Origin of the sequence: Corallococcus sp. AB038B (genome assembly GCF_003668955.1) — a bacterium.
GTDB lineage: Bacteria > Myxococcota > Myxococcia > Myxococcales > Myxococcaceae > Corallococcus > Corallococcus exiguus.
In genome coordinates, this window is sequence record NZ_RAWO01000001.1 from 1,622,847 (window position 1) to 1,649,318 (window position 26,472).

General features: G+C 69.9%; 25 protein-coding genes. 8 read left to right on the forward strand and 17 right to left on the reverse strand.

Annotation, left to right across the window (positions count from 1 at the left end; translation table 11 throughout):
- The first annotated feature begins 17 nt into the window (after positions 1-17).
- Positions 18-518 carry a 6-carboxytetrahydropterin synthase gene (locus D7Y04_RS06780; RefSeq protein WP_121758674.1) on the forward strand — a complete coding sequence of 167 codons (501 nt, stop codon included), beginning with the start codon at positions 18-20 and terminating at the stop codon, positions 516-518.
- Positions 511-1,212, forward strand: coding sequence for an SDR family NAD(P)-dependent oxidoreductase (locus D7Y04_RS06785; protein WP_121758675.1), 702 nt, complete (start codon positions 511-513; stop codon positions 1,210-1,212). Before D7Y04_RS06780 ends, D7Y04_RS06785 begins: the two co-directional genes overlap by 8 nt.
- 7 nt (positions 1,213-1,219) lie before the next feature.
- Here the strand turns inward: D7Y04_RS06785 and queD are convergent, their stop codons facing one another.
- On the reverse strand, positions 1,220-1,603 hold the full coding sequence (queD, locus tag D7Y04_RS06790) for a 6-carboxytetrahydropterin synthase QueD (RefSeq protein ID WP_233601285.1): 384 nt from the start codon (positions 1,601-1,603) through the stop codon (positions 1,220-1,222).
- A gap of 179 nt (positions 1,604-1,782) precedes the next feature.
- Between queD and D7Y04_RS06795 the strand changes: the two genes are divergently transcribed.
- Positions 1,783-3,477 carry a PA14 domain-containing protein gene (locus tag D7Y04_RS06795; protein ID WP_158627451.1) on the forward strand — a complete coding sequence of 565 codons (1,695 nt, stop codon included), beginning with the start codon at positions 1,783-1,785 and terminating at the stop codon, positions 3,475-3,477.
- A 26-nt stretch (positions 3,478-3,503) separates the two neighbouring features.
- Here the strand turns inward: D7Y04_RS06795 and D7Y04_RS06800 are convergent, their stop codons facing one another.
- The 5 genes from D7Y04_RS06800 to D7Y04_RS06820 all read right to left on the reverse strand — a co-directional run bounded on the left by D7Y04_RS06800 (position 3,504) and on the right by D7Y04_RS06820 (position 6,857).
- Complete coding sequence (locus D7Y04_RS06800) at positions 3,504-3,908, reverse strand: SRPBCC domain-containing protein (protein WP_120595208.1); 405 nt, start codon at positions 3,906-3,908, stop codon at positions 3,504-3,506.
- On the reverse strand, positions 3,905-4,222 hold the full coding sequence (locus tag D7Y04_RS06805; RefSeq protein WP_120595209.1) for a helix-turn-helix transcriptional regulator: 318 nt from the start codon (positions 4,220-4,222) through the stop codon (positions 3,905-3,907). The genes D7Y04_RS06800 and D7Y04_RS06805 overlap by 4 nt, the downstream gene beginning before the upstream one ends.
- Before the next feature lie 93 nt (positions 4,223-4,315).
- Positions 4,316-4,858, reverse strand: coding sequence for a hypothetical protein (locus tag D7Y04_RS06810; RefSeq protein ID WP_147477053.1), 543 nt, complete (start codon positions 4,856-4,858; stop codon positions 4,316-4,318).
- Positions 4,859-5,023: 165 nt separating this feature from the next.
- Positions 5,024-6,025, reverse strand: coding sequence for a PHB depolymerase family esterase (locus D7Y04_RS06815; protein ID WP_121758678.1), 1,002 nt, complete (start codon positions 6,023-6,025; stop codon positions 5,024-5,026).
- A 16-nt stretch (positions 6,026-6,041) separates the two neighbouring features.
- Complete coding sequence (locus D7Y04_RS06820; RefSeq protein ID WP_121758679.1) at positions 6,042-6,857, reverse strand: alpha/beta fold hydrolase; 816 nt, start codon at positions 6,855-6,857, stop codon at positions 6,042-6,044.
- Between the two features lie 96 nt (positions 6,858-6,953).
- Here D7Y04_RS06820 and D7Y04_RS06825 point away from each other — a divergent pair, with 96 nt between their 5' ends.
- From D7Y04_RS06825 to D7Y04_RS06835, 3 genes are read left to right on the forward strand one after another with little or no spacing between them, the layout of a single operon-like run.
- The gene (locus D7Y04_RS06825; protein ID WP_120595213.1) at positions 6,954-7,607 is read left to right on the forward strand and encodes a TetR/AcrR family transcriptional regulator; all 654 of its coding nucleotides are present in this window, start codon (positions 6,954-6,956) and stop codon (positions 7,605-7,607) included.
- A gap of 52 nt (positions 7,608-7,659) precedes the next feature.
- Positions 7,660-8,499: a DUF3142 domain-containing protein gene (locus tag D7Y04_RS06830; RefSeq protein WP_233601286.1), complete on the forward strand. Its 840-nt coding sequence runs from the start codon at positions 7,660-7,662 to the stop codon at positions 8,497-8,499.
- The gene (locus D7Y04_RS06835; RefSeq protein ID WP_121758680.1) at positions 8,496-10,742 is read left to right on the forward strand and encodes a hypothetical protein; all 2,247 of its coding nucleotides are present in this window, start codon (positions 8,496-8,498) and stop codon (positions 10,740-10,742) included. The genes D7Y04_RS06830 and D7Y04_RS06835 overlap by 4 nt, the downstream gene beginning before the upstream one ends.
- Before the next feature lie 12 nt (positions 10,743-10,754).
- Here the strand turns inward: D7Y04_RS06835 and D7Y04_RS06840 are convergent, their stop codons facing one another.
- The 3 genes from D7Y04_RS06840 to D7Y04_RS06850 form a co-directional block, all read right to left on the reverse strand.
- A complete protein-coding gene (locus D7Y04_RS06840; protein ID WP_120595215.1) occupies positions 10,755-12,002 on the reverse strand; it encodes a hypothetical protein in 1,248 nt (415 codons plus the stop codon).
- Between the two features lie 25 nt (positions 12,003-12,027).
- Positions 12,028-12,405 carry a hypothetical protein gene (locus tag D7Y04_RS06845; RefSeq protein ID WP_120595216.1) on the reverse strand — a complete coding sequence of 126 codons (378 nt, stop codon included), beginning with the start codon at positions 12,403-12,405 and terminating at the stop codon, positions 12,028-12,030.
- Between the two features lie 120 nt (positions 12,406-12,525).
- On the reverse strand, positions 12,526-13,431 hold the full coding sequence (locus D7Y04_RS06850) for a LysR family transcriptional regulator (RefSeq protein WP_121758681.1): 906 nt from the start codon (positions 13,429-13,431) through the stop codon (positions 12,526-12,528).
- Between the two features lie 94 nt (positions 13,432-13,525).
- Here D7Y04_RS06850 and D7Y04_RS06855 point away from each other — a divergent pair, with 94 nt between their 5' ends.
- On the forward strand, positions 13,526-14,641 hold the full coding sequence (locus D7Y04_RS06855; RefSeq protein WP_121758682.1) for an aldo/keto reductase: 1,116 nt from the start codon (positions 13,526-13,528) through the stop codon (positions 14,639-14,641).
- Here the strand turns inward: D7Y04_RS06855 and D7Y04_RS06860 are convergent, their stop codons facing one another.
- Together D7Y04_RS06860 and D7Y04_RS06865 are read right to left on the reverse strand one after the other, a co-directional pair.
- Positions 14,642-15,124: a (2Fe-2S)-binding protein gene (locus tag D7Y04_RS06860; protein WP_121758683.1), complete on the reverse strand. Its 483-nt coding sequence runs from the start codon at positions 15,122-15,124 to the stop codon at positions 14,642-14,644.
- 2 nt (positions 15,125-15,126) lie between these two features.
- Positions 15,127-17,289: a xanthine dehydrogenase family protein molybdopterin-binding subunit gene (locus tag D7Y04_RS06865; RefSeq protein ID WP_121759301.1), complete on the reverse strand. Its 2,163-nt coding sequence runs from the start codon at positions 17,287-17,289 to the stop codon at positions 15,127-15,129.
- A 190-nt stretch (positions 17,290-17,479) separates the two neighbouring features.
- Between D7Y04_RS06865 and D7Y04_RS06875 the strand changes: the two genes are divergently transcribed.
- The gene (locus tag D7Y04_RS06875; protein ID WP_199749626.1) at positions 17,480-20,095 is read left to right on the forward strand and encodes a carboxypeptidase regulatory-like domain-containing protein; all 2,616 of its coding nucleotides are present in this window, start codon (positions 17,480-17,482) and stop codon (positions 20,093-20,095) included.
- A gap of 6 nt (positions 20,096-20,101) precedes the next feature.
- Here the strand turns inward: D7Y04_RS06875 and D7Y04_RS06880 are convergent, their stop codons facing one another.
- The 6 genes from D7Y04_RS06880 to D7Y04_RS06905 are packed head-to-tail and all read right to left on the reverse strand — an operon-like array spanning position 20,102 to position 26,446.
- Complete coding sequence (locus D7Y04_RS06880) at positions 20,102-20,800, reverse strand: S8/S53 family peptidase (RefSeq protein ID WP_121758686.1); 699 nt, start codon at positions 20,798-20,800, stop codon at positions 20,102-20,104.
- Positions 20,797-21,087: a hypothetical protein gene (locus tag D7Y04_RS06885; protein WP_120595223.1), complete on the reverse strand. Its 291-nt coding sequence runs from the start codon at positions 21,085-21,087 to the stop codon at positions 20,797-20,799. Before D7Y04_RS06885 ends, D7Y04_RS06880 begins: the two co-directional genes overlap by 4 nt.
- Positions 21,088-21,113: 26 nt before the next feature.
- Entirely contained in the window at positions 21,114-22,898 is a 1,785-nt protein-coding gene (locus D7Y04_RS06890; protein ID WP_158627452.1) for an ABC transporter ATP-binding protein, read from the reverse strand.
- A gap of 17 nt (positions 22,899-22,915) precedes the next feature.
- Positions 22,916-25,900, reverse strand: a complete 2,985-nt coding sequence (locus D7Y04_RS06895; RefSeq protein WP_121758688.1) for a DUF1611 domain-containing protein — start codon at positions 25,898-25,900, stop codon at positions 22,916-22,918.
- A 51-nt stretch (positions 25,901-25,951) separates the two neighbouring features.
- The gene (locus D7Y04_RS06900) at positions 25,952-26,170 is read right to left on the reverse strand and encodes a hypothetical protein (protein ID WP_014394285.1); all 219 of its coding nucleotides are present in this window, start codon (positions 26,168-26,170) and stop codon (positions 25,952-25,954) included.
- A 54-nt stretch (positions 26,171-26,224) separates the two neighbouring features.
- Positions 26,225-26,446: a hypothetical protein gene (locus D7Y04_RS06905; protein ID WP_121758689.1), complete on the reverse strand. Its 222-nt coding sequence runs from the start codon at positions 26,444-26,446 to the stop codon at positions 26,225-26,227.
- Positions 26,447-26,472 lie beyond the last annotated feature (26 nt).

Genomic DNA, 26,472 nt, shown 5'->3' on the forward strand with positions numbered 1-26,472 from the left:
ATGCCCTGGGCCATCCCATGGCTCCGCGCACCACGACCCTCGAGCTGCACAAGGAAGAGATGAAGTTCTCCGCGGGGCACTTCACCATCTTCTCCGCCACGCACCGCGAGAACCTGCATGGGCACAACTTCTCCGTCTACGTCGCGCTGACGGGGGAGGTGTCCGATGATGGCCTGCTCTCGGACTACGGTCCGCTCAAGCAGGCCATCATCAACCGCTGCAAGGCCTGGAACGAGACGTTCTTCCTCCCCAGCCGCTCCAAGCACCTGCGGCTGGAGCGGGACGAAAAGGGCAACCACGTGGCGCACTTCAACGGCGAGGAGCTGCGCTTCCTCGCTCGCGACGTCACGGTGCTGCCGGTGGCCAACGTGTCGCTGGAGGAGCTGGCGCGCGTCTTCGGCGAGGAGCTGGTGGGCGACGGCAGCGGCATGGCGCGCGACCACATCACCGGGCTGCTGGTGAAGTGCGCTTCGGGCCCTGGCCAGTGGGCCTCCTGGGAGTGGAAACGCGATGTCTGATCAGGTCCTCATCACCGGCGCCAGCCGGGGCATTGGCCGGGCGGCGGCGGAGCGCTTCCGCAAGGAGGGCTGGCGCGTCATCAACGTGTCGCGAAGCCCCTGCACCGTGCCGGGCGTCGTCAACGTGACGGTGGACCTGGCCGTGCCGGGCTGGGAGCCCGCGGTCGAAGCGGCGCTGCGCGACGGCGCCGGACCCGGGCGCTTGTCCGTCATCCACAACGCAGCCCTCTACGAGCACGACGACGCGCTGACCATGGACGCGGACCACCTGCGCCGCGTGCTGGAGGTCAACGTGGTGGCCCCGCTGGTGCTCAACCGCCTGGCGCGGCCGCTGCTCACGGACGGCTCGTCCCTGCTCTACGTGTCATCCACGCTGGGGGAGAAGGCCGTGAAGGGCGTGGCGTCCTACGTGACGACCAAGCACGCGCTCATCGGGATGATGCGGGCCACCTGCCAGGACCTGGCGGGGACCCAGGTCCACACCGCCTGCGTCTGCCCCGGCTTCACGGACACGGAGATGCTCCGCGAGCACATGGGAACGGACCCCTCCGTCCGGGCGAGCGTGGCGGGGATGACGACGTTCGGGCGGCTCATCACGCCGGAGGAGATTTCCGGCGTGCTCTACCTCTGCGCCACCACTCCGGTCCTGAATGGCGCGGTCATCCACGCCAACCTGGGCCAGGTAGAGCGCTGAAGCGGCTTCAGCCTTCCGCGGCGTAGACGGTGCACGAGGACGTGCAGGTCTCCGCCACGCGGATGCGCGCGACGGTGGTGCCGGGCACGTTCACGCGATCGAAGAGCCACGCGGCCAGCAGCTCGCTCGTGGGGTTCTCCAGGCCGGGGACGTCATTGAGCAGCCGGTGGTCCAGCTGGGCGTGGAGCGGCTGCCAGGCGGCGTTCAGCTCCGCGAAGTCCACGATCCACCCGAACTGCGGATGCACGGGGCCGCGGAGGGTGATTTCGATGCGGTAGCTGTGGCCATGCACCCGCGAGCACTTGTGCCCTTCCGGAACGTTGGGCAGGCGGTGCGCGGCCTCGAAGGTGAACTCCTTCGAGATTTCGGTGACGAGGGGGGTCTTCTTCAAGGGACAGTCTCCTGACGGCGGCCTTCTACCTGTCATGTCCCCCGGCGTCCACGTGCCTGGAGGCGCGGGCCCGGACGCCAGGCAATTCCCCGGAATCAGATGATCCCGCCCCCCGCATCCTTTCCTTGTTGGACATGAGCGCACAGGCTGCCGGCCCCTTTTTCCCGGAGGCCTTCGTGATGCGTCGTTCCTTCCTCGCACCGCTCCTGGTGCTCGCCAGCCTGCTGGCCTGTGGTCCCGTTCCAGAACAGGAGTCCTCGCCCACCGCGACCCGCGCTCAGGGCCTGACCTCCGCCAACGGGCTCGTCACCCTGGAGGCCGTGGGCACGGGCCGGCCCTATGCCTTCGCCACCGCGCAGCCAGGCACGCAGCTCTACGTCGACCGGACGTACACGCTCACCGGTCTGTCCCCTCGGCTCCAGGGTGGTGTGCTGCTCCAGGCGGCCAACGACGACAAGCTCTACACCGGCGCGTCGCAGGTGCGGTTGGGCCTGAACTCCGCCGCCACGGTCTACGTGGCCATGGACCGCCGCAACACGGTGCTGCCCGCGTGGTTGGCGGACGGCACCTGGGCGCTCACCGACGAGGTGCTCGCCACCAATGATCCCTCCGCGACCACGTCCAGTTCCTCCACGCCCATGAAGGTGTACGTGAAGTCCGTGCCCTCGGGGACGCTGGTGTTGGGGGGCGGCATGGCGGCTCCGGCGCAAGGCACCAACGCGCAGTATGTCGTCGTCATCCAGTACGCCAGCAGCGAGCCGGGCGTGGTGGCGCGCTTCTTCCCCAACCTCCGGATGCAGGGCGTTCCGGTGCTGCGTCACCTGTCCACTGTGAACGTGTCCTACGGCACGGGAGCGCCGGTGGCTGGCATTCCGGCGGACTTCTTCGGCATGCGCATCGAGGGCTACGTCACGCCCGCCTTCACGCAGACGTACTCGTTCCGCACCTCCGCCAGTGGTGGCGTGCGGCTGTGGGTGAATGGACAGCTCCTGGTGGATGACTGGTTCGAGCACGCCGTGGAGCAGCACTCCGGAAGCATCGCCTTGTCGCAGGACGTCCCCGCCAGCGTGGTGCTGGAGTTCTTCGACGCGGAAGCCGCGGCCTCGCTGCTGCTCCAGTGGCAGAGCGCCAGCCAGCCCTGGCAGACGGTGCCCGTGTCCCGCCTGGAGACGGCGGCGCTGCCCCAGCCGCGTCCCCTGGGTGCCCACTGCACCGCGGACGCGCAGTGCCGCTCCGGTGGGTGCAGCGTGTTCCCCGTGGGCAACGTCACCATCTGGAACGAGGGCGACGCCGTCTGCACGCCCGAAGTGGCGGAAGGTCAGCCCGGGCTCAAGGCCGAGTACTTCACCTCTGAGTTCCTCTACAACCGCGCCACCGTCCGGCGCGAGGCGTTCCTGGGGACGTACTGGGGCGCGTCCTCTCCCGCGCCCGGCGTGCCCGCCGACAGGTGGTCCGCGCGCTGGTCCGCCACGCTGACGGCGCCCACCACCGGCACGTACACGCTGCGCACCGCCACCGAGGACGGCGTGCGCCTGTGGCTGGACGGCGTGTTGCTCGTCGACGACTGGATGGAGGCGGAGGGCGGGCAGACGCATGACGTGGTCGTGTCGCTCACCGCCAACAGCCCGCATGACCTGGTGATGGAGTTCTTCGAGGGCTACGGCGACGCGCACGCACAGCTGTCGTGGACCGGCCCGGGCATCCCCTGGCAGACCGTCACCACCGCACTGAGCACGCCGCCGCACTTCACCTGCCGGCCGCACGGCTCCCAGTGCCGCTCCAACGAGGACTGCTGCGGTGGCTTCTGCTCCGTGTCGCCGGTGGGCAACGTCACCATCTGGAACGAAGGGGCCACGGTGTGCGGCCCCCGATAAACTGAGTCATCCGCGAGGGCCCGCGCTCAGCCTTCGAGCGCGGTGCCCAGCCGTGCGAGCACCCCCGGCCAGCCCGGCTTCATCCCTTCGAAGGCGCGGCGGCCCATGGGCGAGTCCAGGTTGAAGCCTTCGTGGACGAGCGTAAGCCGCGTCCCGCTGCCCTCCGGCACGAGCCGCCAGGTGAGGGTGGTGTCGAGCGTGCCCGTGGCGAAGCGGTACTGGAGCAGTTTCTCCGGCTCCACCGCGACCACCTCACAGGGCTGCTGACCCCAGGGGCCCATGTCGAGCGTGAAGCGGTGGCCCACGATGGGGCGCACGTCGCCCGCGGCCCACCACTTCGCGTGGAGCGCCGGGTCCGTCAAAGCCTTCCACACGGCGGAGGGCGGATGGGCATACACGTGGTCCAGCTGGATGACGGCGGGGGGATTCATTTGCGTGACTCCTCGTCGAGCACGTCCTCGAGCGCGGCGAGCCGCTGCTTCCAGTAGTGCGTGAAGGCCTTGAGCCAGTCGTCCACCTCCGACAGCGGACGCGGATCCAGGTGGTAGTAGCGTTCACGGCCGCGCGGCTCCTCGCGGACGAGTTGAGCCTTGCGCAGGACCTGGAGATGTTCGGACACGGCGGGCCGGCCCAGATTGAAGCCGCTCGCCAGGTCGTTCACCGCGCGTGGCCCCTTGCGCAGCTGCAGAAGGATTTCCCGGCGCACCGGATTGGAGAGCGCCGAAAAGACATCCGGTTCGGACATGGTCCGGATTGATACGTCGGAAATATCCGACGCGTCAAGAGACGTCGGAAACTCCCGACGCGTCGGTGGACGCCCGGGGCTTGCGTGAAGCGGTTACCGGCGGGCGGCGCGCGGCTGTGCGAGGGGCGCGCGCTGTTCCCGGCGGATGGGGAGCCGGAGGAGCTGGGCGTAGCGCGCGAGCCGATCCTCGAAGCGCCGGGCATCGCGGCCCCAGTGCACGACGACGGTGCGCTCCGGGTTCTTCTGGTGCGTCAGCGCGATGCCGTACTCGTCCTGCGCGCCAATCCAGTCCGGGTGGTGGCGCCGCTCGCAGTCGAGGCCGGCGTAGTGGGTCAGGGGCTCGCTCCAGGTGAAGGCGCTCAGGGCCCCGCCACCGTGCATTGACACCTCCGAGGCCGTCACCAACACCTCCAGGCGGGTCGTCACGCACCGCACGATAAGCGTCCCGGTCACGAACAAGCCCAGGACGCCCACCAGCGGCAGCATCCATTGCTCACGCAGCAGGGCCAGGGACAGGCCCTGGTCCAGCGCGTAGGCGACGGGGAGCACGACCAGCAGCACCAGCCCGAGCAGCGGCCACACGACCTGGCCGAGCAGCGGACGCGTGCGGAAGCGCAGGGGGAGGTCACCCCCCATGTCCATCTTCTGTGGAACCGGTGAAAGCACTTCGAAGAAGGACATGGGGCCGGTGTCTCGGGCGTACGGGCGATGGATGCCTTTGACCCAAGCTCAACATGCCGGCGGATGGGCTGTCCACGTCTTCCCGGGTAGTCCGGGAGCCGCCGGACGGACCGCGCCCCTTCAGCGGGAGTGCTGTTTGAAGAAGTCCCACATGATGGTGGTTCCGTCGGGACCCGCTGGGTCCGCGAACGGGAAGGCGCCGTCACCGCCAGGCCATGCGTGACCCATGCCCTGGATTTCGATGTGCTGCACCAGGAGCACGCCGTTGGAGACGTAGTCCCTCACGGTGTACTTGCGGCCTCCCGGTGAAACAGCGGACGTCGTCCGGGCCGGGGTGTTGGACACGCTGTTGTTGTTGGAGCCGTCATCGCCGTAGTCGTTCGTCTGGACGAACTGGCGCGCGGCCTGCTGTCCATTGACGGGATTGACGACGTCATCCGACGTGCCGTGGACCACGAGCACCGGCACCTTCCGGCGCGGCTTGCCCGAGCACGCCCACGCGTCATAGCCCCGCTCATCCGGCGAATAGATGCTGCCGAACGTCATGGCATAGAGGCTGCCGGACGCAGTGGTGGCCGCCTTGTACATGGCGCCCGCGCCCACCATGCCCGCGGTGAACACATCCGAGTAGCAGGCCATCAGGACGCTGGTCATCACCGCGCCCGCGGAGACGCCGCCCAGGTAGACGCGGCGCGAGTCCACCGCATAGTGGCTCTTCACCCAATCCACCATGCCGACGATGATCGACGGCTCGCCAATGCCTCGCTCCTGGTTGGAGGAGAACATGAAGTTCCAGCATTGGGTGCCGTTCGCGAACATCGCCTGGTTGGGATAGAGCACCAGGAACTTCTCCGCGTCCGCCTTCGCGTTCAGCCGTGACAGGCCCGCGAACTGGTCCGGGTTCTGAAGACAGCCATGGAGCCCCACGACGAGCGGGAGCGGCTCGCCGGGTTGGTAGCCGGTGGGGACCCAGAGCTGGTAGCTCCGGGTGCCCCAGACGTTCGAATAGACGCCGTGGACCCACTCGCCCGCGTGGGCCTGGGTGGTTCCCAACACGGCGAACAGCGCGCACACCGCCACCGCCATGCGAGACATGGCCTGGACCTTCCGAGTCACCGACATGTGTCTGCCTCCTGCTTCAGCCAGGACGCGTCATGCGCCCGGGTGACTCGACATCCCGGAGGAACCGCTCCACCGCGTCGGCGACCTGTCCGGGTTGATCCACGGGCGCGGCATGCCCGGAATCCGTCAGCACTTGGAGCCACGCGTCCTTGAGCTGGCCGACGTAGGCCTGCTTCGTGGACAGTGGCGTGTAGTCCCGTTCGGAGTGCAGCACGAGCACGGGACAGGTGATGTCCTTCAGCCGGTCCTGGACGCTCCAGCCGACGAGCCCCTTCGTCGCGCGCAGGTACACGTCCGGCGCGTTGGCGCCCAGGGATTCAATGGCCCGTTGGCGCAGGGCCTCCTGCTCCGGCTTGGGGAACAGCCTGGGGGCCACGCGCTTCGCCAGCCCGCGGGGACCCAGCAGGCGCAACACCAGCAGTCGCGCCGCGAACTCCATCTTCCGGCGGAACGTGCGCGCGACCATGTCCGGCCCGCTGTTGACCACGGTCAGGCTGCGCACCAGGTCCGGCCGGTCCACCGCCAGTTGGAAGCCCATCATCCCGCCCATGGACAGGCCGACGACGTGCACCTGCTTCAGCCCCAGCCCGTCACACAGCGCGGCGATGTCCCGCGCGAAGAGGGCCACGCCATACGCGCCCGCTGGCTTGTCGCTCTGGCCGTGGCCTCGTGCGTCCGGCACCAGCACGCGGTGATGCGCGGACAGCCGGGGCGCCACCGCTTCCCAGTCGCTGCCGGACGAACCCAGCCCGTGGAGGAGCAGGATGGGAGCTCCCTCGCCGGACTCCTGGAGGTGCAGGGTGACGCCGTCGGGGAGGGAGAACGTGGGCATCGTCAGGTGAACGACCGTTCAGAGGGGGGATGGACTACGCTTGCAGGGTCGGTGGAACCGTAGCTGAACGACCGTTCGTTTTTCAAGGTGGCTCCCATGGCGTCTTCCTCCCCGTCCCGTCTTCGTGCGCGCAAGGCGGTGCTTCCGGCCTCGGCGCTGGCTGACGGCACGCGTCGCCGCATCCTGGAGACGGCGCTCCAGCTCTTCGCGAGCCGGGGCTTCCATGACGCGTCCATCCGGGACCTGGCCAAGGAGCTGGAGCTGCGGCCCAGCGCGCTCTACGCGCACTTTCCCTCCAAGGAGCACGTGCTCGCGGAGCTGGTGCGGCTGGGGCACGAGGCGCACCACGAGGGCTTGCGCACGGCGCTGCTCGGCGCGGGGGCGAAGCCGGTGGAGCAGCTCCGGGCCCTGGTCCGGGCGCACACTCAGCTGCACGCGACCCATCCGCAGCTGGCCGTGGTGGTGAACGACGAAATCCATGCCCTGCCGCCGGAGCTGGCGGCGCCGTCCCTGGCGCTGCGGGAGCAGTCGTCGGCGCTGTTGATGGCGGTCATCGAGCGAGGGCGCGCGCAGGGCGTGTTCTCCGTGCCGAACGCGGGCGTCGTCGCCGCGGCCATCTCCGCCATGGGGTTGCGGCTGCCCTACTGGTTCGAACCCACGCCCGCGCTGGACGTGGACGCGCTGGCGGACCTGCACGCGGAGCTGGCGTTGCGGATGCTGGGGGTCAAGGCGGGGAAGAAAGAGGGCTGAGCTCCGGCGCATCACCGGAGAGGTCATGGGCGTCTGGCGCACGGGTTGCTAAATGTCCCCATGCCGGCCGGGCAGGGTGCCCGGCCGTGGCTTCCTGGCCGCGATGCTCCCCGAACAGTCCCATTCGCACGCGGCACCCGGCCCACGGCGCGGCCTGCGGGCCACTGCTGTCCTCACGCTGCTGTGCCTGCCGCTGTCCGTGGCCACGCCGCCGCCGGAGTCTCCGCCGCCCCGTCTTGTCCTCTGGGCCTGGGAGCGGCCGGAGGACCTGAGCTTCCTGGAAGGCCGCGCGGTGGATGTCGCCTTCCTGCTCGCGACGATTGACCTCACCGATGAGGGCGACCACCTGGTGCCTCGCAGGCAGCCACTCAGGGTTCCTCTTGGCACCGCGTTGAAGGCCACCGTGCGGTTGCAGGTGCTTCCGGGAAGTTCGCTCGCGCGCTTCGGTCCGGAGCGCCTGGAGTCGCTGGCTGGGAGTCTGGATGCGCTCGTTCGCCGCCGTCCTGACGTGACGGCGCTGCAGCTGGACTTCGATGCCCGTGCATCGGAATACGACGCCTACGTCGACATGCTCCAGCGGTTGCGCGCGCGCCTGCCTCCGGGGATGCCGCTGTCCATCACGGGGCTCGCGTCGTGGTGTGTGCCCGGCAGCTGGATTGCCCGCGCGCCCGTGGACGAAGTGGTGCCGCAGCTCTTCCGCATGGGCCCGGACGCGCCGGTCTGGCGTGCTCGTTTCGCGCGCGGCCTGCCTCGCCCGTGCTCGGGAAGCATGGGCCTGGCCGTGGACGAGTGGCAGCCCGTGCCTCCCGGCGTTTCGACCCTCTATCTCTTCAACCCCCGGCCGTGGACGCCCGATGCGTTCGCTCGTGCCGTGGCGGAGACCCGACCATGAAGAACGCAAGAACAGTCCTGGGGCTCGTGGGCCTCGCGGTCCTGCTGCCTCCCGTCATCGCCGACGCCTGTGGACCCGACTTCGGGCCCGCCCCCCGCTTCTCCGTCATCGACAATCCCGACCAGCCCTTCAGCAACTACGCCGCCGGACGCCTGGGCATCCTCCGCCGTACGTTCGACCCGCCGTACCTCGCCTTCGCCTTTCGCTCGATGATGGGCATCCCCACCACGGCGGATGAGCAGAAGCACCTGGTGGCGGGTTGGACGGACGCGGAGGGCCGCTATGGGCCCGACCCGAGCTGGGCCCGTGATCAATGGACCGCCGTCCGGCAGGAGGCCGTGCCCGCCAAGGACCTGCCGCAGGTGGACGCCAACCAGCTGGTGTACGCCTCCAACGACGCCTACATCCACGGTGATGCCTTCCTGCACGCCGCGGTCACGGCCCGCGCGCTCGCGAAGGAATGGAAGCAGCGCCCGGCCCTGCTGAAGGAGTGGGTGGGCAACCAGGACATCGTCTTCAGCAAGGGCTGCGCCGTGGCCGACCCGGCGCCGGGCATCGAGGATTCACTGACGCCCAAGGAGAAGGCGCGCAGGCAGGCCGAGCGCGACTACCAGGCCGCGGCCATGCACCTGTACTGCGGGAAGTTCGACGAGGCGGCGGAGGCCTTCCAGGCGCTCGCCAGCACCGCGGACTCTCCCTACCGGGCGCTCGGCGCGTACCTCGTGGCGCGCACCCGCGTTCGCGAGGCGCTGTTCCTACAGCCGGACGACTACTACGAGGTGCGCAAGGTGGATGAGGCCTCGCTCGCGCGCTTCACCAAGGCGGAGGAGGCCATCCAGAAGGTGCTCGCGGATCCGAAGCTGCGCGAGGTGCACGGCCCCGCGCGACGCCTGCTGTCCCTCGTGCGTTTGCGTCTGTCGCCGGACACCTGGCGGTGCGAGCTGTTCTCTCGGGTGCTGGAGAAGGGCACGGGCTCCGGGCTGGATTCGGAGCTGGCCGGCATCTGGCTGGGATCCGACGCGGAGGGCAACGCCGTCACCTGCTCGGGGCTGAAGCCTCGCGCGGCGGAGCTCTTCGAGTGGCTCCGGCTCATGTCCGCCCCCATTCCCGAGGAGCCCGGCGCTCCAGAGGCGCCGTGGCCCGCGAAGGCTTACGGCACCGCCGTGGCCCGTTGGAAGAAGTCCGGGAATCAGCCCTGGCTCGTGCTCGCGCTGCTGTCGGCCCGCGCGGACGCGCCGGAGGTGCCCGAGCTGCTCACGGCCGCGGCAGCGATTCCGGTGGAGTCCCCCGCGGGCATGACGCTCGCGTGGCGCTCCGTGCAACTGCTGCGGGAGCGGGGACAGCTGGCGGAGGCCCGGGCGCGGCTGGACGCCATTCCCCCGGAGCAGGTGCGCGGCCAACTCTCCACGGACAACGCTTTGCGAGAGGAGCGGCTGCACCTGGCGCACGACTGGGACGAGGCCCTGCGCAACGCGGCTCAGTTCCTGGTGGAGGAGTCCGTCCTGGCCCCCCAGCAGGACGGCAGTGCACCCATGGGACTCAGCGCCGCGCGGGCCACCTTCCTGGAGTCCCATGTCCCCACGCGTCGGCTGCGCGAGTGGGCCGCGCTTCCGTCGTTGAGCCCCGAGATGCGCCGGCAGCTGTCGTGGGCCGTGTTCGCCCGCGCCGCGGTGGTGGGGGATGACGCCATGCTCAAGGCCCAGGCGACCACGCTCGCGGAGACGGAGCCCAAGGCCCGCGCGGAGCTGCTGGCCATCGTGGGGCGACCCACGGCGGAGGAGCGTCAGTTCGACGCGCGGCTGTTGATCATGGGGCTGCCGGTCGTCTCCGCGAGGGTGGAGCCCGCCAGGGACCGTCTGGCCAACGTCTCCCCGAAGCTCGACCTGACGGAGGACTTGAGCTGGTACCGCAACGGCTGGTGCGTGCCGGGGCCGAAGAACCAGGAGGATCCGCTGAAGACGCCGCTCCCGTTCGCGAGCCCGGAGGAGCGGGCGGACGCCGCCGCGGAGTGGAAGGCCCTCAACGAGGCGGGCTCCTCTGTCGCCTTCTTCTCCCGCGTGGCGCTGGATTGGGCGAAGGCGCACCCGGAGGATCCGCGCTCGCCCATCGCGCTGTTCCGCGCGGTCCGCTCCAGCAAGCGGGGCTGCGGCCAGAACACCCCGGAGGCGAAGAAGGCCTTCGCCTTCCTCCACAAGCACTACGGCAAGACGGAGTGGGCGCGCAAAACGCCCTACGTGTACTGACGCGAGCGGGCCCTACTGATTGGGCTTCGTGACGCGGAGGATCTTCCGGCGGAAGATCTTGTCGCGCGCCTCGTCGGTCAGGCGCGTGGACTTCACCTGCAGGTAGATGGACGGATGGTCCGAGTAGTACTTGCCCTCGGACTTCAGGTGCCGGGAGCCGCTGGCGCCCATCAGGCCGAACATGCCGGGGCCGGACAGCTCCAGGGCATCCACGTCCGCCTGGTAGTAGCCCATGTAGTGGGCGTTGCCGGCGGAGTTCGAGAACTGCTGCTGGTAGAGCGGGATGGCCTCGCTGCTCTTGAGGGCCAGCATGTACGTGGGCTGCGTCTCCGGCTGGCCGTCGAAGTAGACGCCCCGGCTGCCCTGGGCCGTCTCCTGGAGGTCCATGTTGAAGTCGCCCACCATCACCTGGATGCCCTCGGACTTGCAGAAGGCCTGCAAGGCCGTGCGCTCCACCTGCCGCTCGTGATGCGAGGAGCCGGTCAGCGACGCGCGCAGGTGCACCCCGGCCACCGTCACTGAATAGCCATACCGGTTCCCGAGCGTCACCTTGAGGATGTACTCGTCCTTGGCCTTCAGCTTCGTCTGGATGGACGCCGTATTGCGCGTGAGCGTGGTGGCCTCCAGGTAGAAGCCGTCTTCCTTCACGTTGTCCAACTGCTCGTCGATGTCCTCCCGCAGGTAGAGGGCAATCTCGTTGACGTGCTTGATGCCCTTGACCGTCGCGTGGTCAATCAGGTGCTTGCGGACGTAGGCCATGCCCAGGCCCGGGACGTCGATGCGGTCCGGGAAGGGCGAGCCCGTGGGGTTCTCCGACAGGAAGATGAAGACGGGGTAGTGCTTGTAGCCGCGCAGGTTCCGCTCGATGCGCTTCTTGCGCCGGTCGCTCCACCGGGACGTGTCCGCCGCCTGGGGGCCGTTGCTCTCCAGCCAGGACTGGAGGTTGTCGTCATAGTCGGAGTCGCGGACGTGCATGTTGCGGATGAGGTCGCACTCCTGCTCCACGATATCCGCGAGCTTCGCGGCGATGTCCGGCCCCTGCAGGAACTCGGTGGCGGCCATGCTGGGGACGAGCGGGTTCGCGAGGCTCTTTCCGTCCACCCGCGCCCCCGTGTCATCCAACGTCGCGCTCAGCCCCATCACACCCTTGGTGGTGTTGGCCTTGTAGAACTTCTTGGCCGCGTCGAAGGGGATGAACAGGATGGAGATGCGAGGAAGGGTCGCGGTGTCGATGCCCTCGTCGAATTCGCGCTTCGGCATGGAGTCCCCCAGCTGTGCGAGCGGGCTACTTCCAGGAGCAGCCCTTGATCTTCGTGCAGAACGCTTCGTTGGTGGCCTTCTCGCACGCGATGGCCACGCCGCCGCACATATTGGACCCAAACATGTAGGCACATCCAGGTTGGCTGCTGCAGTACATCTGGGAGAAGACGCCGCAGAAGTGCGCCTTGCCCGTACAGCGGCCGGCGCCCTCGGACGCGGTGGCATTCTTCTCCGGCGTGGCCGCCGTGCCCGCGTCCTGGCCTTCGACTCCGGCGTCCGCCTTCGCGGAGGTGGAGGGCTTGGGCTTCTTCGCCGTGTCCGCCGCGTGCGCGGGAGCGCCCAGCAGGGCCGCCGCCATCGTGAGCGCCATGAAGAGACCGACACGCTGTCCGTGCTGCGCCATGTTCCTGTCCTTTCGGTGTGGGACCGGCCCGACTTCCGCCATAACAGTCCGCGAGAAGGGGACTCAGCGACGCGCAGCATGCCCGCCTGCCCGAGTGGGAGTCGAGCGGCCAGGCCCGCTTCAGCGGCGGGGGAGCAGCTCCCGCGCCATTTCGATGAAGGCCTTGAGCGGACGCGAGGCCCGCGCCCGGTGGGGGTAGTACAGGAAGAGGCCGGGGACGCTCGGGGTCCAGTCCTCCAGCACGGGGCGCAGCGCGCCGGTGCGCAGCTCGGCCGCCGCCTGGAGCTCCGCGATGTAGGTGAGCCCCAGTCCCTGGCTGGCCATGTCCAGGAGCAGCGAGGAGTTGTCCGACGTGAGCGGCCCCTTCACCGGGACGATGAGCTCCTTCGCCCCCTGTTCGAACTCCCAGTGGTAGGGCAGCCCCGTCGAGGGCGCGCGGTAGCCCAGGCATGAGTGGTTCCCCAGGTCCCGGGGATGCCGGGGCGTCCCGTGCCGCTCGAAGTACGCGGGCGAGCCCACGACGAGGAAGCGGAAGGCGGGCGTCAGACGCACCTGGACCATGTCGCGCTGCACGGACTCCGTGAGCCGGATGCCGGCGTCGTAGCCCTCCTTCACGATGTCCACGAACCCGTCCTGTACGGAGACGTGCACCTGCGCCTGCGGGTAGGCCGCGACGAAGCGCGGCAGCACCGGCTCCACCACGGGTGACACGGAGAACGCGGGCACCGACAGGCGCAGCGTGCCTGTCACCTCCGGGGTGGCTCCGGCGGCCAGGTGCTCGAGCGCCGCCAGCGCGGACTGCAGGCCCGGGCCGGCTTCGTCCATCAGCCGCTGTCCCGCCTCCGTGAGGGACACGCTGCGCGTGGTGCGGGCGAGCAGCGCCTGTCCCAGCTTCTCCTCCAACTGGCGCACCGCCTGGCTCACCGCGGACGAGGACACGCCCAGCTCCTTCGCGGCCTGAGTGAAGCTGCGCCGGCGGGCGACGGTGACGAACACGGTCAGGGCATTGAGGGGTGTCAGGGCCATTTCGAAGAAAGTCTAAACAGTCCCTGCAACTTCCGCGTCTTCATCCGGCGGCTTCTGGACGGCACCTTGTGCGCATCCAACACGGGGGCATTCCATGACGACGACCGCTCGCATCGATTCGCTGGCGCAGTACCACCTGCTGGGCCGCAGTGGCCTGCGAGTGAGCCCGCTGTGCCTGGGCGCCATGACCTTCGGCACCGAGTGGGGCTGGGGCAGCCCCAAGGACACCGCCCACCGCATCCTCGCCCGCTACCTGGAGGCCGGTGGCAACTTCGTGGACACCGCGGACGGCTACACGGGCGGCTCCAGCGAGGCCATCATCGGGGATTACTTCGCCCAGGCCGGCGGCCGCGACCGTGCGGTCATCGCGACGAAGTTCACCATCAACACTCAGCCCGGGGATCCGAACGCGGGTGGCAATGGCCGCAAGAACATCCGCCGCGCGCTGGAGGGTTCACTGCGGCGGCTGAAGACGGACTACGTGGACCTGTACTGGCTGCATGCGTGGGATGGCATGACGCCGGTGGAGGAGGTGATGCGCACGCTCGACGCGCTCGTGCGCGAGGGCAAGGTCCGCTACATCGGCCTGTCGGACGTGCCGGCCTGGTACTTCGCCCGTGCGCAGTCGCTGGCGGAGCAGGAGGGCTGGGAGCGCGTCGCCGCGTTGCAGTTGGAGTACTCGCTGGTGGAGCGCAACATCGAGCGCGAGCACATCCCCGCGGCGCTGGCGCTGGGCGCGTCCATCACGCCCTGGAGCCCGCTGGCGTCGGGGCTGCTGTCCGGCAAGTACACCCGCGAGGGCACGCAGGCGAAGGGCGAGGGACGGCTGCCGTCCATCCAGGGCGGAGGCAACCCGGGCTTCGAGAAGCTCTTCACCGAGCGCAACTGGGCCATCGTGGATGCGCTGCGCGAGGTGGCGACGGAGCTGGACCGGTCGCCCGCGCAGGTGGCGCTCGCGTGGGTGACGAGGCGGCCCGGCGTGGCGTCCACCATCATTGGCGCGACGCGAATGGAGCAACTGGAGGCGAACCTGCATGCGCTCGACGTGCGGATTCCTGAAGCGCTCGCCGCGAAGCTGGAGGCTGTGAGCCGCCCGGAGCTCGTCCACCCGTACCACTTCTTCGAAGAGGCCTTCTTCACTGGAGGCATGTTCACGGGTGGCACGACGGTCCGTGCCGAGCCCACGTGGTTCCGGCCGGCGTCCCGGTAGCTACCGTGGGGCCGCGCCATTCCGCAGCAGCAGCGCCGCGCGGTGGATGGCGGCGCGGATGCGGACGTAGGTGCCGCAGCGGCAGACGTTGTCGCTCATCGCCGCGTCGATGTCCGCGTCGGACGGCTGGGGATTCCCGCGCAGCAGCGCGACCGCGGCCATGATCTGCCCCGGCTGGCAGAAGCCGCACTGGGCCACGTCCTCGGCGATCCACGCCTCCTGCACGGGGTGCAGTCCAGACGCGTCCGCGAGTCCTTCGATGGTCTTCACCTCGCGGCCCGCGATGTCGCCCACGGGGTGGAGGCAGGGACGGAAGGCTTCGCCGTCCAGGTGGCTGGTGCACGCGCCGCAGACGCCCACGCCGCAGCCGTACTTGGGGCCTGTGACGCCCAGCACGTCGCGGAGCACCCACAGCAGGGGCAGGTCCGCGGGCGAGTCCACCGACACCGGCTGACCGTTGAGGAGGAAGGAATGGGCCGGCATGGTCAGACTCCCTCGTCGAGGATGGGGAAGCGCGTGGGCATGGTGCCCGTCGCCCGGGCAATGGCGTTGGCCAGGGCCGCCGCCGCGCTGGGGTAGCCCAGCTCTCCCACGCCGCCCACGCGGTCGTCGGAGCGCACGAGGTGCACCTGGATGGAGGCCGGGGCGTGCTTCATCCGCAGCCACCGGTAGTCCGCGAAGCTGCCCTCGCGCACGGCGCCCGCGTCGATGTGGAGCCCGGCGCTCAGCGTGGTGGACATCGCGTCCATCGCCGCGCCCTGGAGCTGGGCTTCGATGCCCTTCGGGTTGATGGCCAGGCCCACGTCCGCGGCGATGACCACGCGCAGCACGCGCGGTGTCCCGCTGGTCACGTCCACTTCGACGAGGTGGGCGATGGCGCTGTCCCACTCCTCCAGCACGGCGACACCTTGCGCGACGCCAGGTGGCAGCGCGCGGCCCCAGGCGCCTTCGAGCACCACCCGCTCCAGCACGGCCTTGAGCCTGCGGGACGTGAGGCGGGAGCGCCGCAGTTCCACGGGGTCTTTCTGGAGCTCGCGGGCCAGCTGGTCGACGAAGATCTCGTTGGCCACGCCCACCTGGCTGGTGAAGACGGAGCGGAAGGACGCGGTGGGAATCGGGAGCGGCACTTCGGCCAGCTCCTGCGCCACCCAGCCGAACTGGTAGGGGACGTGCTGTGTCAGCGCGAAGAACACCGCGCTCGTGACATCCGGCAGCACCTGACCGACCAGGGAGGTGAGCAGGTCTCCGAAGCCGTGGGGGAACTCCACGGTGGGGATGGCGGCGCGGTGTTGCCAGCCGAGGATGGAACCGCCGGGCCCCAGCGAGGCGAGGATGCGGTGGTGGCTCGCGGGCCGGTAGTGCCCGTGGCGCATCTCATCGTTGCGGCTCCACATCAGCTTCACCGGCTGCCCGAGCGAGCGCGAGATGAGCGCGGCCTCCACGGCGGCTTCGGTGAAGAAGCGCCGGCCAAAGCCACCGCCAGCGCGGATGGGATGCACGGTGACCCGCTGCGGAGTGAGCGCCCATCCGAGCGCCGCGGCGACCTGGCTCCGCGCGAACTTTGGATCCTGGACGCCGGACCAGATCTCCGCGGTGTCTGTCGTTACACGCGCCACGCAGCTCTGTGTCTCCATGGGCGCGTGCGCGAGATACGGGAAGTCGAAGCGCCCCTCCACGACCCGGGTCGTGAGCAGCGGAGGCAGCGGCCGGGGACCGATGGCGTCACGCAGTCGGGTCCGGATGTCGGCGTCGGAGAGATGGCTGGCCGGGCCAGGGGTCCAGGTGACTTGCAAGGCATCGCGAGCGGCGAAGGCCTGGGAGTACGTCCGCGCCGCCACCGCGATGCCTGAAGGAATCTGCACCACGCCGACCACGCCAGGCAGGGCCCGGGCCGTGGAGGCATTGAAGGACTGGACCTTGCCGAGCAGCGTGGGAGGCCGCGCCACCACCGTGGGCACCGCGTCCGGGATGTCCAGGTCCAGCGTGAAGCGCGCCGCGCCGGTGACGATGTCCCGTGCGTCGACGCGTCCCGTGGGCTGACCGACCACGGTGTACTTGCTCGAGGACTTCGGCAGCGCAAGGACCTCCGGCAGCAGCACGCGCGCGGCGTCCTCCGCCAGTTCGCCGTAGCCGAGCCTGCGGCCGTCGGGAGCACGCACCTCGCCCTGCGCGGTGGTGAGCGTGAGGGCCAGCACCCGCCAGCGGTGCGCGGCGGCGGTGACCAGCCGTGCCCGGGCCTCCGCCGCGGCGGCGCGGAGCGGACCGGCCAGGTAGCGCATCGTCGAGGACAGCCCGGTGAGCTGGATGAGCCAGCGCGGATCCGCGTCGGCGGTGTGCACGTCCACGGCATCGAGGCCGATGTCGAGTTCCTCGGCGACGAGCATGGAGACGGCGGTGGTGATGCCCTGGCCCATCTCCGTGCGAGGCAGGGTGGCGGTGACGCGGCCATCGGTCCGGACTGCGACGTAGAGATTGAGCGGCGTTTCTTCCGGGGCCGCTGAAGGCTCCGAAGCCTCTGCGGAGGGGACATCGAGCGCGAGCCGGGCCGCGATCATCAACGTGGGTGAGGCCACCAGCCACGTGAGGAACTTGCGGCGCTCGATGCCGCTGGGAGGAGGGGCTGCGTCCGTGGGCAGCGTGTCAGCCATGGAGAAAGTGTGGCACGCGGCCACGGGCGGACCCAACGACCTGGCAGGACCTGTACGGCACCTGTCATGTGGCGCGCGGAAGCACCCGGGACACGACCCGGGGCATGGAGTCTGGGGCGGGACGCGCACGCGGCTTCGAGGGATACTGGTGGCCATGTGCACCATGGAGGCGGGGACGAGGACGGCGGGCATGCGCAGGTGGCTCATCGGTGGAGTGGCGGTCCTGGTCGCGTGCGGCCTCGTGCTGTTCTGGGCGCTACGCTCCGGTGGCCCCGTCGCGCCGGAGGGCAACGCGGACGCCACGCTGACGCGGAAGCGCCCCGCGAACCCCGTGCCCACACCGGAGCGCTCCGACCCTGTGGAGGGGCTCCCGGCGGCGCGGTCCCCGAGCGAAGCGGATGGCGTCCTGGACGTGGAGGTGCTGTCCGATGGAAAGCCTTCACTCGGAACCACCGTGCGGCTCTACGCACGGGGGGCGCGGGCATCCACCTGGACGCTGATGGGCTCTGGGGTCACGGATCCGCAAGGCCACGTCCAGCTTGCCTCCGGGCCCGGGCGCTATCTCGTGGCGGTGCGCGCTCCGGGCCGGGCCCCGCTGCTGTACGACGTGGCCCGCCCGCTCGGCGAGTCGCGCACGGCGCTGCGGATCTCCCTGGAGCCCGCGCAATCACTCGCGGGCCGCACCGTGGTGCGCGGAACGAATGAACCGTTACCGCTCGTGGAGATCGTCCTCACGGCGCACGCCCATGACCTGGAGACCTGGCAGGGCCCGGATGCTCCCGACGACGAGCGCGTCTATGCCACGAGCGACGAGCGGGGGAACTTCCGCGTCGACGGACTCACCCAGGGCACCTACAAGCTGGAGGCCCGCGCCCCCGGCTACGCGCGCCTGGTGCTGGGCCGTCTGCGCATCCCCACGGAAGGCCCGCTGACGCTGGCGCTCCGGCTGGCGAGCGTCATCGAGGGCTTCGTCGTGGACGCGAAGGGCCTGCCGGCCGCGGACGCCGAGGTGCGGGTCGGCGGCAGCGCCTCGCAGGTGGTGACGACGGGCGCGCAGGGCGGCTTCTCCGTGGAGGTGGATCCCGGCTCCCATCTCCTGTCCGCGCGGCGCGGCGAGGAGTCCGGCGCGCTTGACCTGCCAGTGCTCTGCGCAGCGGGCAGCACCGTGCGAGACGTGCGCATCCAGTTGGGGCCGGGCGCGGTGCTGGAGGGCCGCGTCGTCGAGGCGCTTTCGCGCAAGCCGGTGGAGGGAGCGCGCGTCGACGTCAGCCGCTCCGGCGGGGACGCGGACCCCGGCGTCGCCGTGTCGGACGCGGAGGGGCACTTCCTCGTGCGGGGGCTTGCCCCCGGCGGCTACGACGCGAAGGTCACGGCCTCGGGCTACTCGCCCGCCATGCGCCGGGGCCTGACGGTCAGGCAGGGCGAACGCTTTCCCGTGGAACTTCAGCTCTCGGGCACCGGCGTGGTGGAGGGCCAGGTGCGAGACCGGAACGGAGCGCCGGTGGCCGCGGCCCGGATCTCCGGCGTCAACGGCTGGAGCCGCGGAATGGAGTTGAGCTCCATCGAGGCCCGCACGAACGCGGACGGCCACTATCGGCTCGAGGGAATCGCCACGGGCATCCTGTCCCTCTCCGCGAGCCAGGATGGGACGACGGCGGGCATCCGCCAGACCGTCTCCGTGGAGGAGAACCGCACGGCCCGGGCGGACTTCACCCTGGATGGCACGGGGACCCTCGAGGGCAGGGTGCGCGCGGCCCGTGGAGACCTCTCGGAGGGTCAGCTGGAGGTGACGGCCATGGCGGACAGGCAGCCGGGGGCCACGGGGATGACACTCGGCAGTGCCGCCGTGGGCGCGGACGGGGTCTTCCGGATGACCCTTCCCGCTGGCGCCTACACGGCCACGCTCGCGGCGCGCGGTCGTTTCGTTCAGGGCAAGCAGGAGCAGGTGCGCGTGGAGGCGGGACGGACGGCCCAGGTCGAGTTCATCTGGGAGGAACCGCCCGAGGAGCGCGCGTACCGGGGGGTCGTCCTGGAGCCGGATGGCTCGCCGTCGCCCCACGCCGTCATCACCCTCACGGCCGCGGAAGGAAAGGGCGTCCCCCTGACGATGACACCCACGGATGTGGAGGGGCGCTTCACCGCTTCCTTCCGATCGGGGTTCACCCACCCGGACCGCGTGCTGTTGGTCGCGCGCAATGGAGGACGATCGAGCGAGCCCGTGCCCATCACCCTCGAAAAGGAGGTGGTGGTGCGGCTGAGGCCTTCGGCCTTCCTTCGCGGCCGCGTGGTGCGCAAGGGAGAGCCCGTTCGCGGCTTCACCCTCTCGCTCCGGCTCCAGAAGGGCTACTTGCCCAACGGCGAAGGCCCCTTCGAGTTCTCCGGCGACCGCTTCGAGTTACGCGACGTCCCGCCCGACCCCGTGAAGCTGACGGCGCGCACGGTGGATGGCTCCATCGGCGAGACCACGGCTTCTCCCTCCACGGGCGCGGTGCTCGAAGTGGACATTCCCCTGGAGGCCTCCGGCACCGTTCGGGGCCGGGTGGTGGACGCGGCCACGAAGACGCCCGTCTCTGGCGCGTTCGTCTTCATCGAGGGGGAGGAGCCCTTGATGGAGCACATCTCCAACGTGGAGGGCCGCTTCTCCCTCGGCGGGGTGCGCGCGGGCGAACGCGTCCTCCTCATCCTGGGCGGCCCTTCGCAGGGGCGTCTGCGCCGGCCGTTGAAGATGAAGGACGGTGACGTGTTGGACCTGGGCGACGTGGCCATGGAGGTGACGCCGCCCCCCCAGGACGCATCCGCGCCGTGAGATGCTTCAGCCGGGCTTGCGCCGCCAGCCCGGAGGCGGACCGTCGCGCAGCACCTCGGCCACCGCCACCGCGCAGGCGAAGCTGGTCGTCATGGGCACCTGCATCCAGTGGCCGCCCATGTAGAGCTTCACCTCCCGCTCCTTCACGACGTGGTCCACCTTCACGTCCGCGCCCACGCGCTCCATGAGGGCGGGGTCGCCCACGGACACCACGGACTCCAGCTGCGCGGGCAGGGTGGGCATGCCGCCCGCGGAGGAGGCGATGATGGCGCCCCGTGCCGCCGCGCGGTTCGTGACCTCCCGCATGGACGCCTCCAGCGCGCGGTGGGTCGTGCCCAGGCTCAGGTTGAGCACGTCCACGCCCACCTCATCGAGCATCCACCCCATCGCCTCCACGAGGCACAGCGAGTGTCCTCGGATGTTCTGGTCGAGGACGCGGGCGACGTAGACCTCCACATCCGGCCAGGGACGGACCTGGTCGTAGAGGATGCTCAGGACGGCCGTGCCGTGCCCGTGCGTGTCCTCCAGGTCCAGCGTGCCCGTGCCGTCGCGCCACGCGTCCAACTCCTCTCGTTCGTAGGTGCGCGCCTCCAGCACCTGCGCGTCCAGGTCGAGCGAGAAGGTGGCCGCTCCCGCGAGGTGCATCGCGTGCTCGCGCAGGAAGGCCACCTCCACGCCGCTGTCGATGATGCCCACCTTCTTCACGGCGAGGTGCCTCCCGGCCGCGAAGGGCTCCAGAGCTTCAGCTGCCGGAACACATAGGTGCCCAGCGACACGGACTCCGTGCGGGGCGGGACGGCGTCCGGAACGGACACGGTCAGGTGCACGAGCGAACCCGCGAGCACCATCCCCGCGCCCAGCACCAGGATGAGCAGGAACGTGAGCGTGCCAATGCGCCGCACGACGAAGAGGCCGGCGTGGTCCGGGTCCTCCAGGAGCGGCAGCCGCGAGGGCAGCGGCTGCGCGGTGGGGCGTGGGAGTTCGTTCGCCATGACCGGGACCCTTCCTTTCCGCCGCGTCAGGCGGCGTCCGCCTCGCCCATGCCCGCACGGAACAGTCGCTGATACGGCGCGCAGCGCGCGAGCAGCTCCGTGTGCGGTCCCTGGCCCACCAGCCGGCCTCCCGCGAGCATCCACACCTCGTCGGCCAGGGGCGCGTTGGCCAGCCGGTGCGTGATGAACAGCACCGTCTGACCGCGCTCCCGGGCCCGCGCGAGCAGCGCCCGCACAATCACGGACTCCGTCTCCACGTCGAGCTGCGAGGTGGCTTCGTCCAACAACAGCACGGGCGCGTCGCGGAGCACCGCCCGGGCCAACGCCAACCGTTGCCGCTGTCCGCCGGAGAGGCTCGCGCCCGCCTCGGCCACCGGCGTGTCGAAGCCCTGCGGCAGCGCGGCCAGGACGGACTCCAGCGCGCACAGCCGCACGGCCTGCCGCAGGTCCTCCTCGCTCACGGCGGGAAGCCCCAGGGTGAGGTTGTCGCGCACGGTGCCGTGGTACAGCTCCACGTCCTGCCACACCACCGCGAGCTGACGGCGCAGGTCGGACAACTCCAGCGTCCGCGCGTCCTGCCCGTCGAACAGCACGCGCCCTCGGCCCGGCTCTTCCAGCCGCGTCAGCATCCGCGCGAGCGTCGTCTTCCCGGAGCCGCTGGAGCCGACGATGGTCACCACCGCGCCGGGCCGGATGCGCGCGCTCACCTCGCGCAGCACGTCCTGTCCGGGCAGGTAGCCGAAGGACACGTCCTCCAGCTCCACCCCGCCGGAGAGCCGCTGGGTCAGCGGAGAAGGCGGCGTCAGCGAGCGGGCCGGGTCCTGCTCCGGCGCCTCGTGCAGGTACTCGAAGAAGCGGCGCAGGTGGACCCCTCGCTGCTGCAGGCCGGTGACGAAGCCGATGGCTTCGATGACCGGCCCGCGCAGGTACGCGGCATACGCCACGAAGGCCACGAAGCCGCCCAGCGTCAGCTTCCCCTGGATGATGAGCCGCCAGCCCAGCCAGGTGAACAGCGCCGTCTGCGCGGCCTCCACCGTGCGCTCGAACAGCCGCATCAGCCCCTCCACTCCGTGGGCCCGCAGGTGTGCCCGCAGCACGGACCGCATCAGCCCCGCGGCGCGCTGGTAGATGAACGGCTCCAGCGCCAGCACCTTCGTCGTCCGGCTCTGCCGCAGCGTCTCCACCTGGAGCGCCTGGAGGGCGCCGTGCACGCCCATCACCTCCTGCCAGGCCATCCCCATGGCGCGGCCGATGACGAGCGGCACCGCCACCACGAAGGGCAGCGTGGCCACGGCCGCCAGCGCCAGCTCCCAGTGCAGCGACGCAAGGGTGAAGGGGATGACGACCAGGAAGGTGAGCTGCGAGAAGACGAGCCGGATCAACCCCAGCACCAGCGCCATGCCCGCCTTCGCATCGTCGAAGCGGCTGGTGAGCTCCCCCACCTGGCGCCGGGAGAAGAAGCGGTCCGGCAGGTGCTGCAGGTGGTTGAAGAGATAGAGCGTGGCGGAACTCTCCAGCTTCACCGTGAGGTACGCGGAGTAGTAGCCGAACAGTGACTCCACGAGCGCCGCCGCCACCGACGCGGCGAGGATGCTCAGCACCAGCACGTGCAGAAGCCCCAGGTCCTGCGGGGACGACACGTGGTCGAACAACAGCCGGGTGAGGAAGGGTGGAATGAGCAGGAGCCCGGTGATGACCGGGCCCAGGAGCGCGCTCCTCAAGAGCGAGCCCCACGCGGGACGCAAGAGCCGCAGCAGCGCGACGAGATAGCGCGCCGACTGCCGCAGCCCGGGAGCCCCTTCTTCCTGCATCGCGCCGCCCGCTTCCATCACAGGTGCGTGAGCACGCTCCGCGCCAGCGCGTCCACTTCCTCCGGAATGGCGTGGACGCGCAGGCCGGTGTGCTGCTCCATCTTCCGGCGCGCCTCCTCCAGGACTTCATCCCGGACGCCCAGGAACCACGTCTCCGTCCAACGGCTGCCCAAAAGCTTTCGCCCGCCCATCATCGCCAGGCCCACCACCGTGCAGGGCACGTTGTGCTCGCGGGCCAGCAGCTCCAGGTACTCGCGCGTCGCGATGACGTCTTCCGGCTTCGTATCCACCGCCACGGTCAGCACCACCAGGCGCGGGAGGAACGTCTCGTAGATGAGCGTGGAGGCGTTGGCCCGTTTGTCCATGCCCTGCGGCACGTAGAGCAGTCCGTTCTGCCCGCCGGTGATGACCAGGTCGCAGTCCTTCGCCAGGTCCGCCATGATCCGCCGCTCGAACGCCAGCCGCTGCGGGCCCTCCACGCGCAGCACGCGCGAGTAGCCCGTGTCCGAGCCCAGCAGGATGCCCGTGGGCTCCGTGGCGTGGTGGCGCACGCGCACGTGCTTCGCCAGCGCCTCGCGCAGGTAGACCTGCGTGGTGAACTTGCCCTGCACCGTGTCCGTGCCGAAGACGCCCAGCAGGTTGCGCGGCCCGTACTCCTCCGGGCCCGGCTTCGCGAGCGCGTCCTGCTCCGGCACGGCCACGCGGAAGAAGAGGTTGGGGTCCGGCTCCAGCCCGTCGAAAAGGTCGTAATAGAGGATGTCGTCGTACAGCGACACCACCGGCAGCCGCCTGCGCGTGGCTACCTCCAGCAGCGCCCGGACGTGCGGCACCTCCGTCTCGAAGTTGAGCGAGCAGGTGAAGACCACCGCGTCGAAGTCATGGCTCGCGATGGCCGCCGGGTCGTTCACCACGGGCACGGACAGCTCACCTGCCTGGATGTACGTGCCCGCGTCGCTGAGCGTCACCGTGTCGTCGAAGACGACGCACGCCGGGGCCGGGCTCCGGTCGCGGAAGCGCAAGAGCGCGTAGCCCTCTTTGTTGTACTTGAAGACGGCGGTCCGCTTGCCCGCGAGCACCTCCATCACCTGCGCGCGCGTGTACATGTGGCGGCTGCGCAGCGTGGGGTTCATCTTGAGTGGCAGGCGCTGGTCGCCCTCCCAGATTTCACCCAGCTTCTGGTACAGCACCTCCGGGTCGTACTTGGGATAGGTGCGGGTGTCCGGCGCGATGAGCAGCGGCACGCCGTAGTCCGGCATCTGGAAGACGTGCTCGCGCTCGGAGCCCTCCACGCGCAGCGCGTAGCGGCCCTGCGGGTGCAAGAGGAAGTACTGGAACGCGACGCGCAGTCCCGCGACCTCCAGCACCTCCGCGTCCAGCGTCAGCTCCCGGCGGGCCCCGGTGTTCACGCCCTCCAGCGACAGCCGGCGCAGCAGGAACGGCGGTTGCTCCTGCCCGTCGGCCTTGCTCACCTGGATGAGCACGCACTTGAAGGGGTCCACCGGGAAGGACGTGAGCAGCTCGGAGGAGAAGTCCTTCAGCCGCGACACGACGTCCGCGTAACGCGCGAGGAACAGCGCCCTCGCCCGGTCCCGCTGTGTCGGGTCCGGAATCATGAAGAGCAGGTCGCTGCCGCTGAAGACCTCGAAGCGGCGCCACGTCTCGCGTGTCTCCGCGTCCACCGGCTCCGGCAGCTGCGCCTCCACCAGCTTGATGAGCGCGTACATCCACGCGTTGCCCGGCGTCAGCCAGTGCTCGCTGTAGAAGTCGCGCCCCCACGTCGAATAGTAGAGCCGGGGCAGCGACGGCGGAGTTGGCGGCGGCGTAACGGCCTGGAGCTCGACGGGCGCGGCGGGCTGCATGACGCCCTCCAGCCACTCGATGCCTTCGTGCCACCAGTGGCCGAACAGCTCCGTGTCGAACGCGAGCACGAACGTCTGCCCGTCCTGGACGAGCGAGCGGCGCGAGTCCAACAGCTCCCAGAACTCGCGCACGTGCTGCTTCACCTGGGTGCGGGCCGCGTCCACGTCGTAGAGCGCCTTCTGGCCCAGGTCGACCTTCTGTCCCGTCACCGCCTGGTACTTGAGGCCCGTCCACACGTGCCCCCGCTTGTTCGCGGGCACGGGCACGCCCATCTCCTCGAAGTATTCAGGCCGCACGTCGAAGCCCACGTCCCGGAAGAACTCGCGGTACACGGGGTGCGCAGGGAACGTGGACTCGGGCGACTTCCACAGGTACAGCCCGATTCGGTAGTCGTGGACCATCACCTCCAGGTCCTCGTGGCGGAACACGCCGCTGGGGTCCTGGGCCTGGGACGCGCCAATGCCCGTCAGGCTGAGCGCGGTGCGGCGGATGCCATGGCGGGTGAGCACGCGCTCCAGGCCCGGCTGGAAGGCGCACTCGGGCAGCCAGAGGCCGTCCGGCTCGCGGCCGAAGAGGTCCTGGAAGGACTCCACGCCCCTCGCCACCAGCCGGTCCGCGACGGCGGGCTGGAAGAAGGGCAGGAAGTTGTGCTGCGGCGTGGAGGTCCACAGCTGCACGTTGGACGGCCGCGAGCGCCCCAGCGAGGCGAACACGTCCCTCAGGCTGTGCTGGCGCAGGAACGCGAGGCTGTCCTCCACGCGGCGCAGGTACATGCCCGCGGTGCGGTGGACCCGCGCGAGCGACTCGTCCGACAGGGATTGGGGGAACTTCTCGTAGCGGTTGTAGAGCTCCAGCCGCGACGTGCGCTCCAGCTCGCGCGTGGCGATGCGCTTGAGCAGCTGGAGGTAGCCGGTGTAGCGCTCCTCGCAGGCGACGAGCTGCTCGAAGAGGCACGGGGTGAAGGACATCACCAGCGTGCCGGCGAAGCGCTGGGCGTCCCAGCGCTCCAACATCCGGAACAGCGGGATGTACGTCTCCGTCAGCGCTTCGAAGAGCCAGTTCTCCGGCTCATCGAAGAGGGACCCCTCGCCCAACACCTGCGGCATGTGGGTGTTGAGGATCAGGGTAAGGCGCGTGTTCATGAGGGGACCGCGAGACGGGGGGAAGCGGGGGAGGCACAGCGGACTGCGGGGCTAGGCGCCGCCGCCGCAGTCCTCGGAGGGAGACGTCGCGCCGTCCTCGGAACACAGCCGGTGGGCCGAGTTGTAGAGGTCCTGCCAGACCGTTCCCGGTCCCGATGCGACGAGCGTGTACGTGGTGCTGGAGAAGTTCGACGTGGCGAAGCCCTGCACGTCCGGGCCTCCGTTGACCTGCTCCAGCAGCTCCGAGACATCCTTGCGCGTGAATCGCATCGGGGACCTCCGTGTGACGGGTGGAACGGCGGAAGGGAAGGCGCGGGCCGAGGGCTAGTAGCAGCCGAACGTGGAGCGGTCCTCGGCGGTGACGGTGCCGCCGTCCTCGCAGGTCCACTGGTAGGTCCAGTAGTTCTGCCAGACAGCGCCGCCGCCAAAGGAGGGGACCAGGTTCCAGGTCGAGCCGGCGAAGGTGGAGGTACCGAAGCCCTGGACATCCGGGCTGCCCTGCACCGCGTTCAACAGGTCACTGACGTTCTTGCGCGTGTAACGCATGGGAGTGCTCCGGGAGTGGCGTGGGG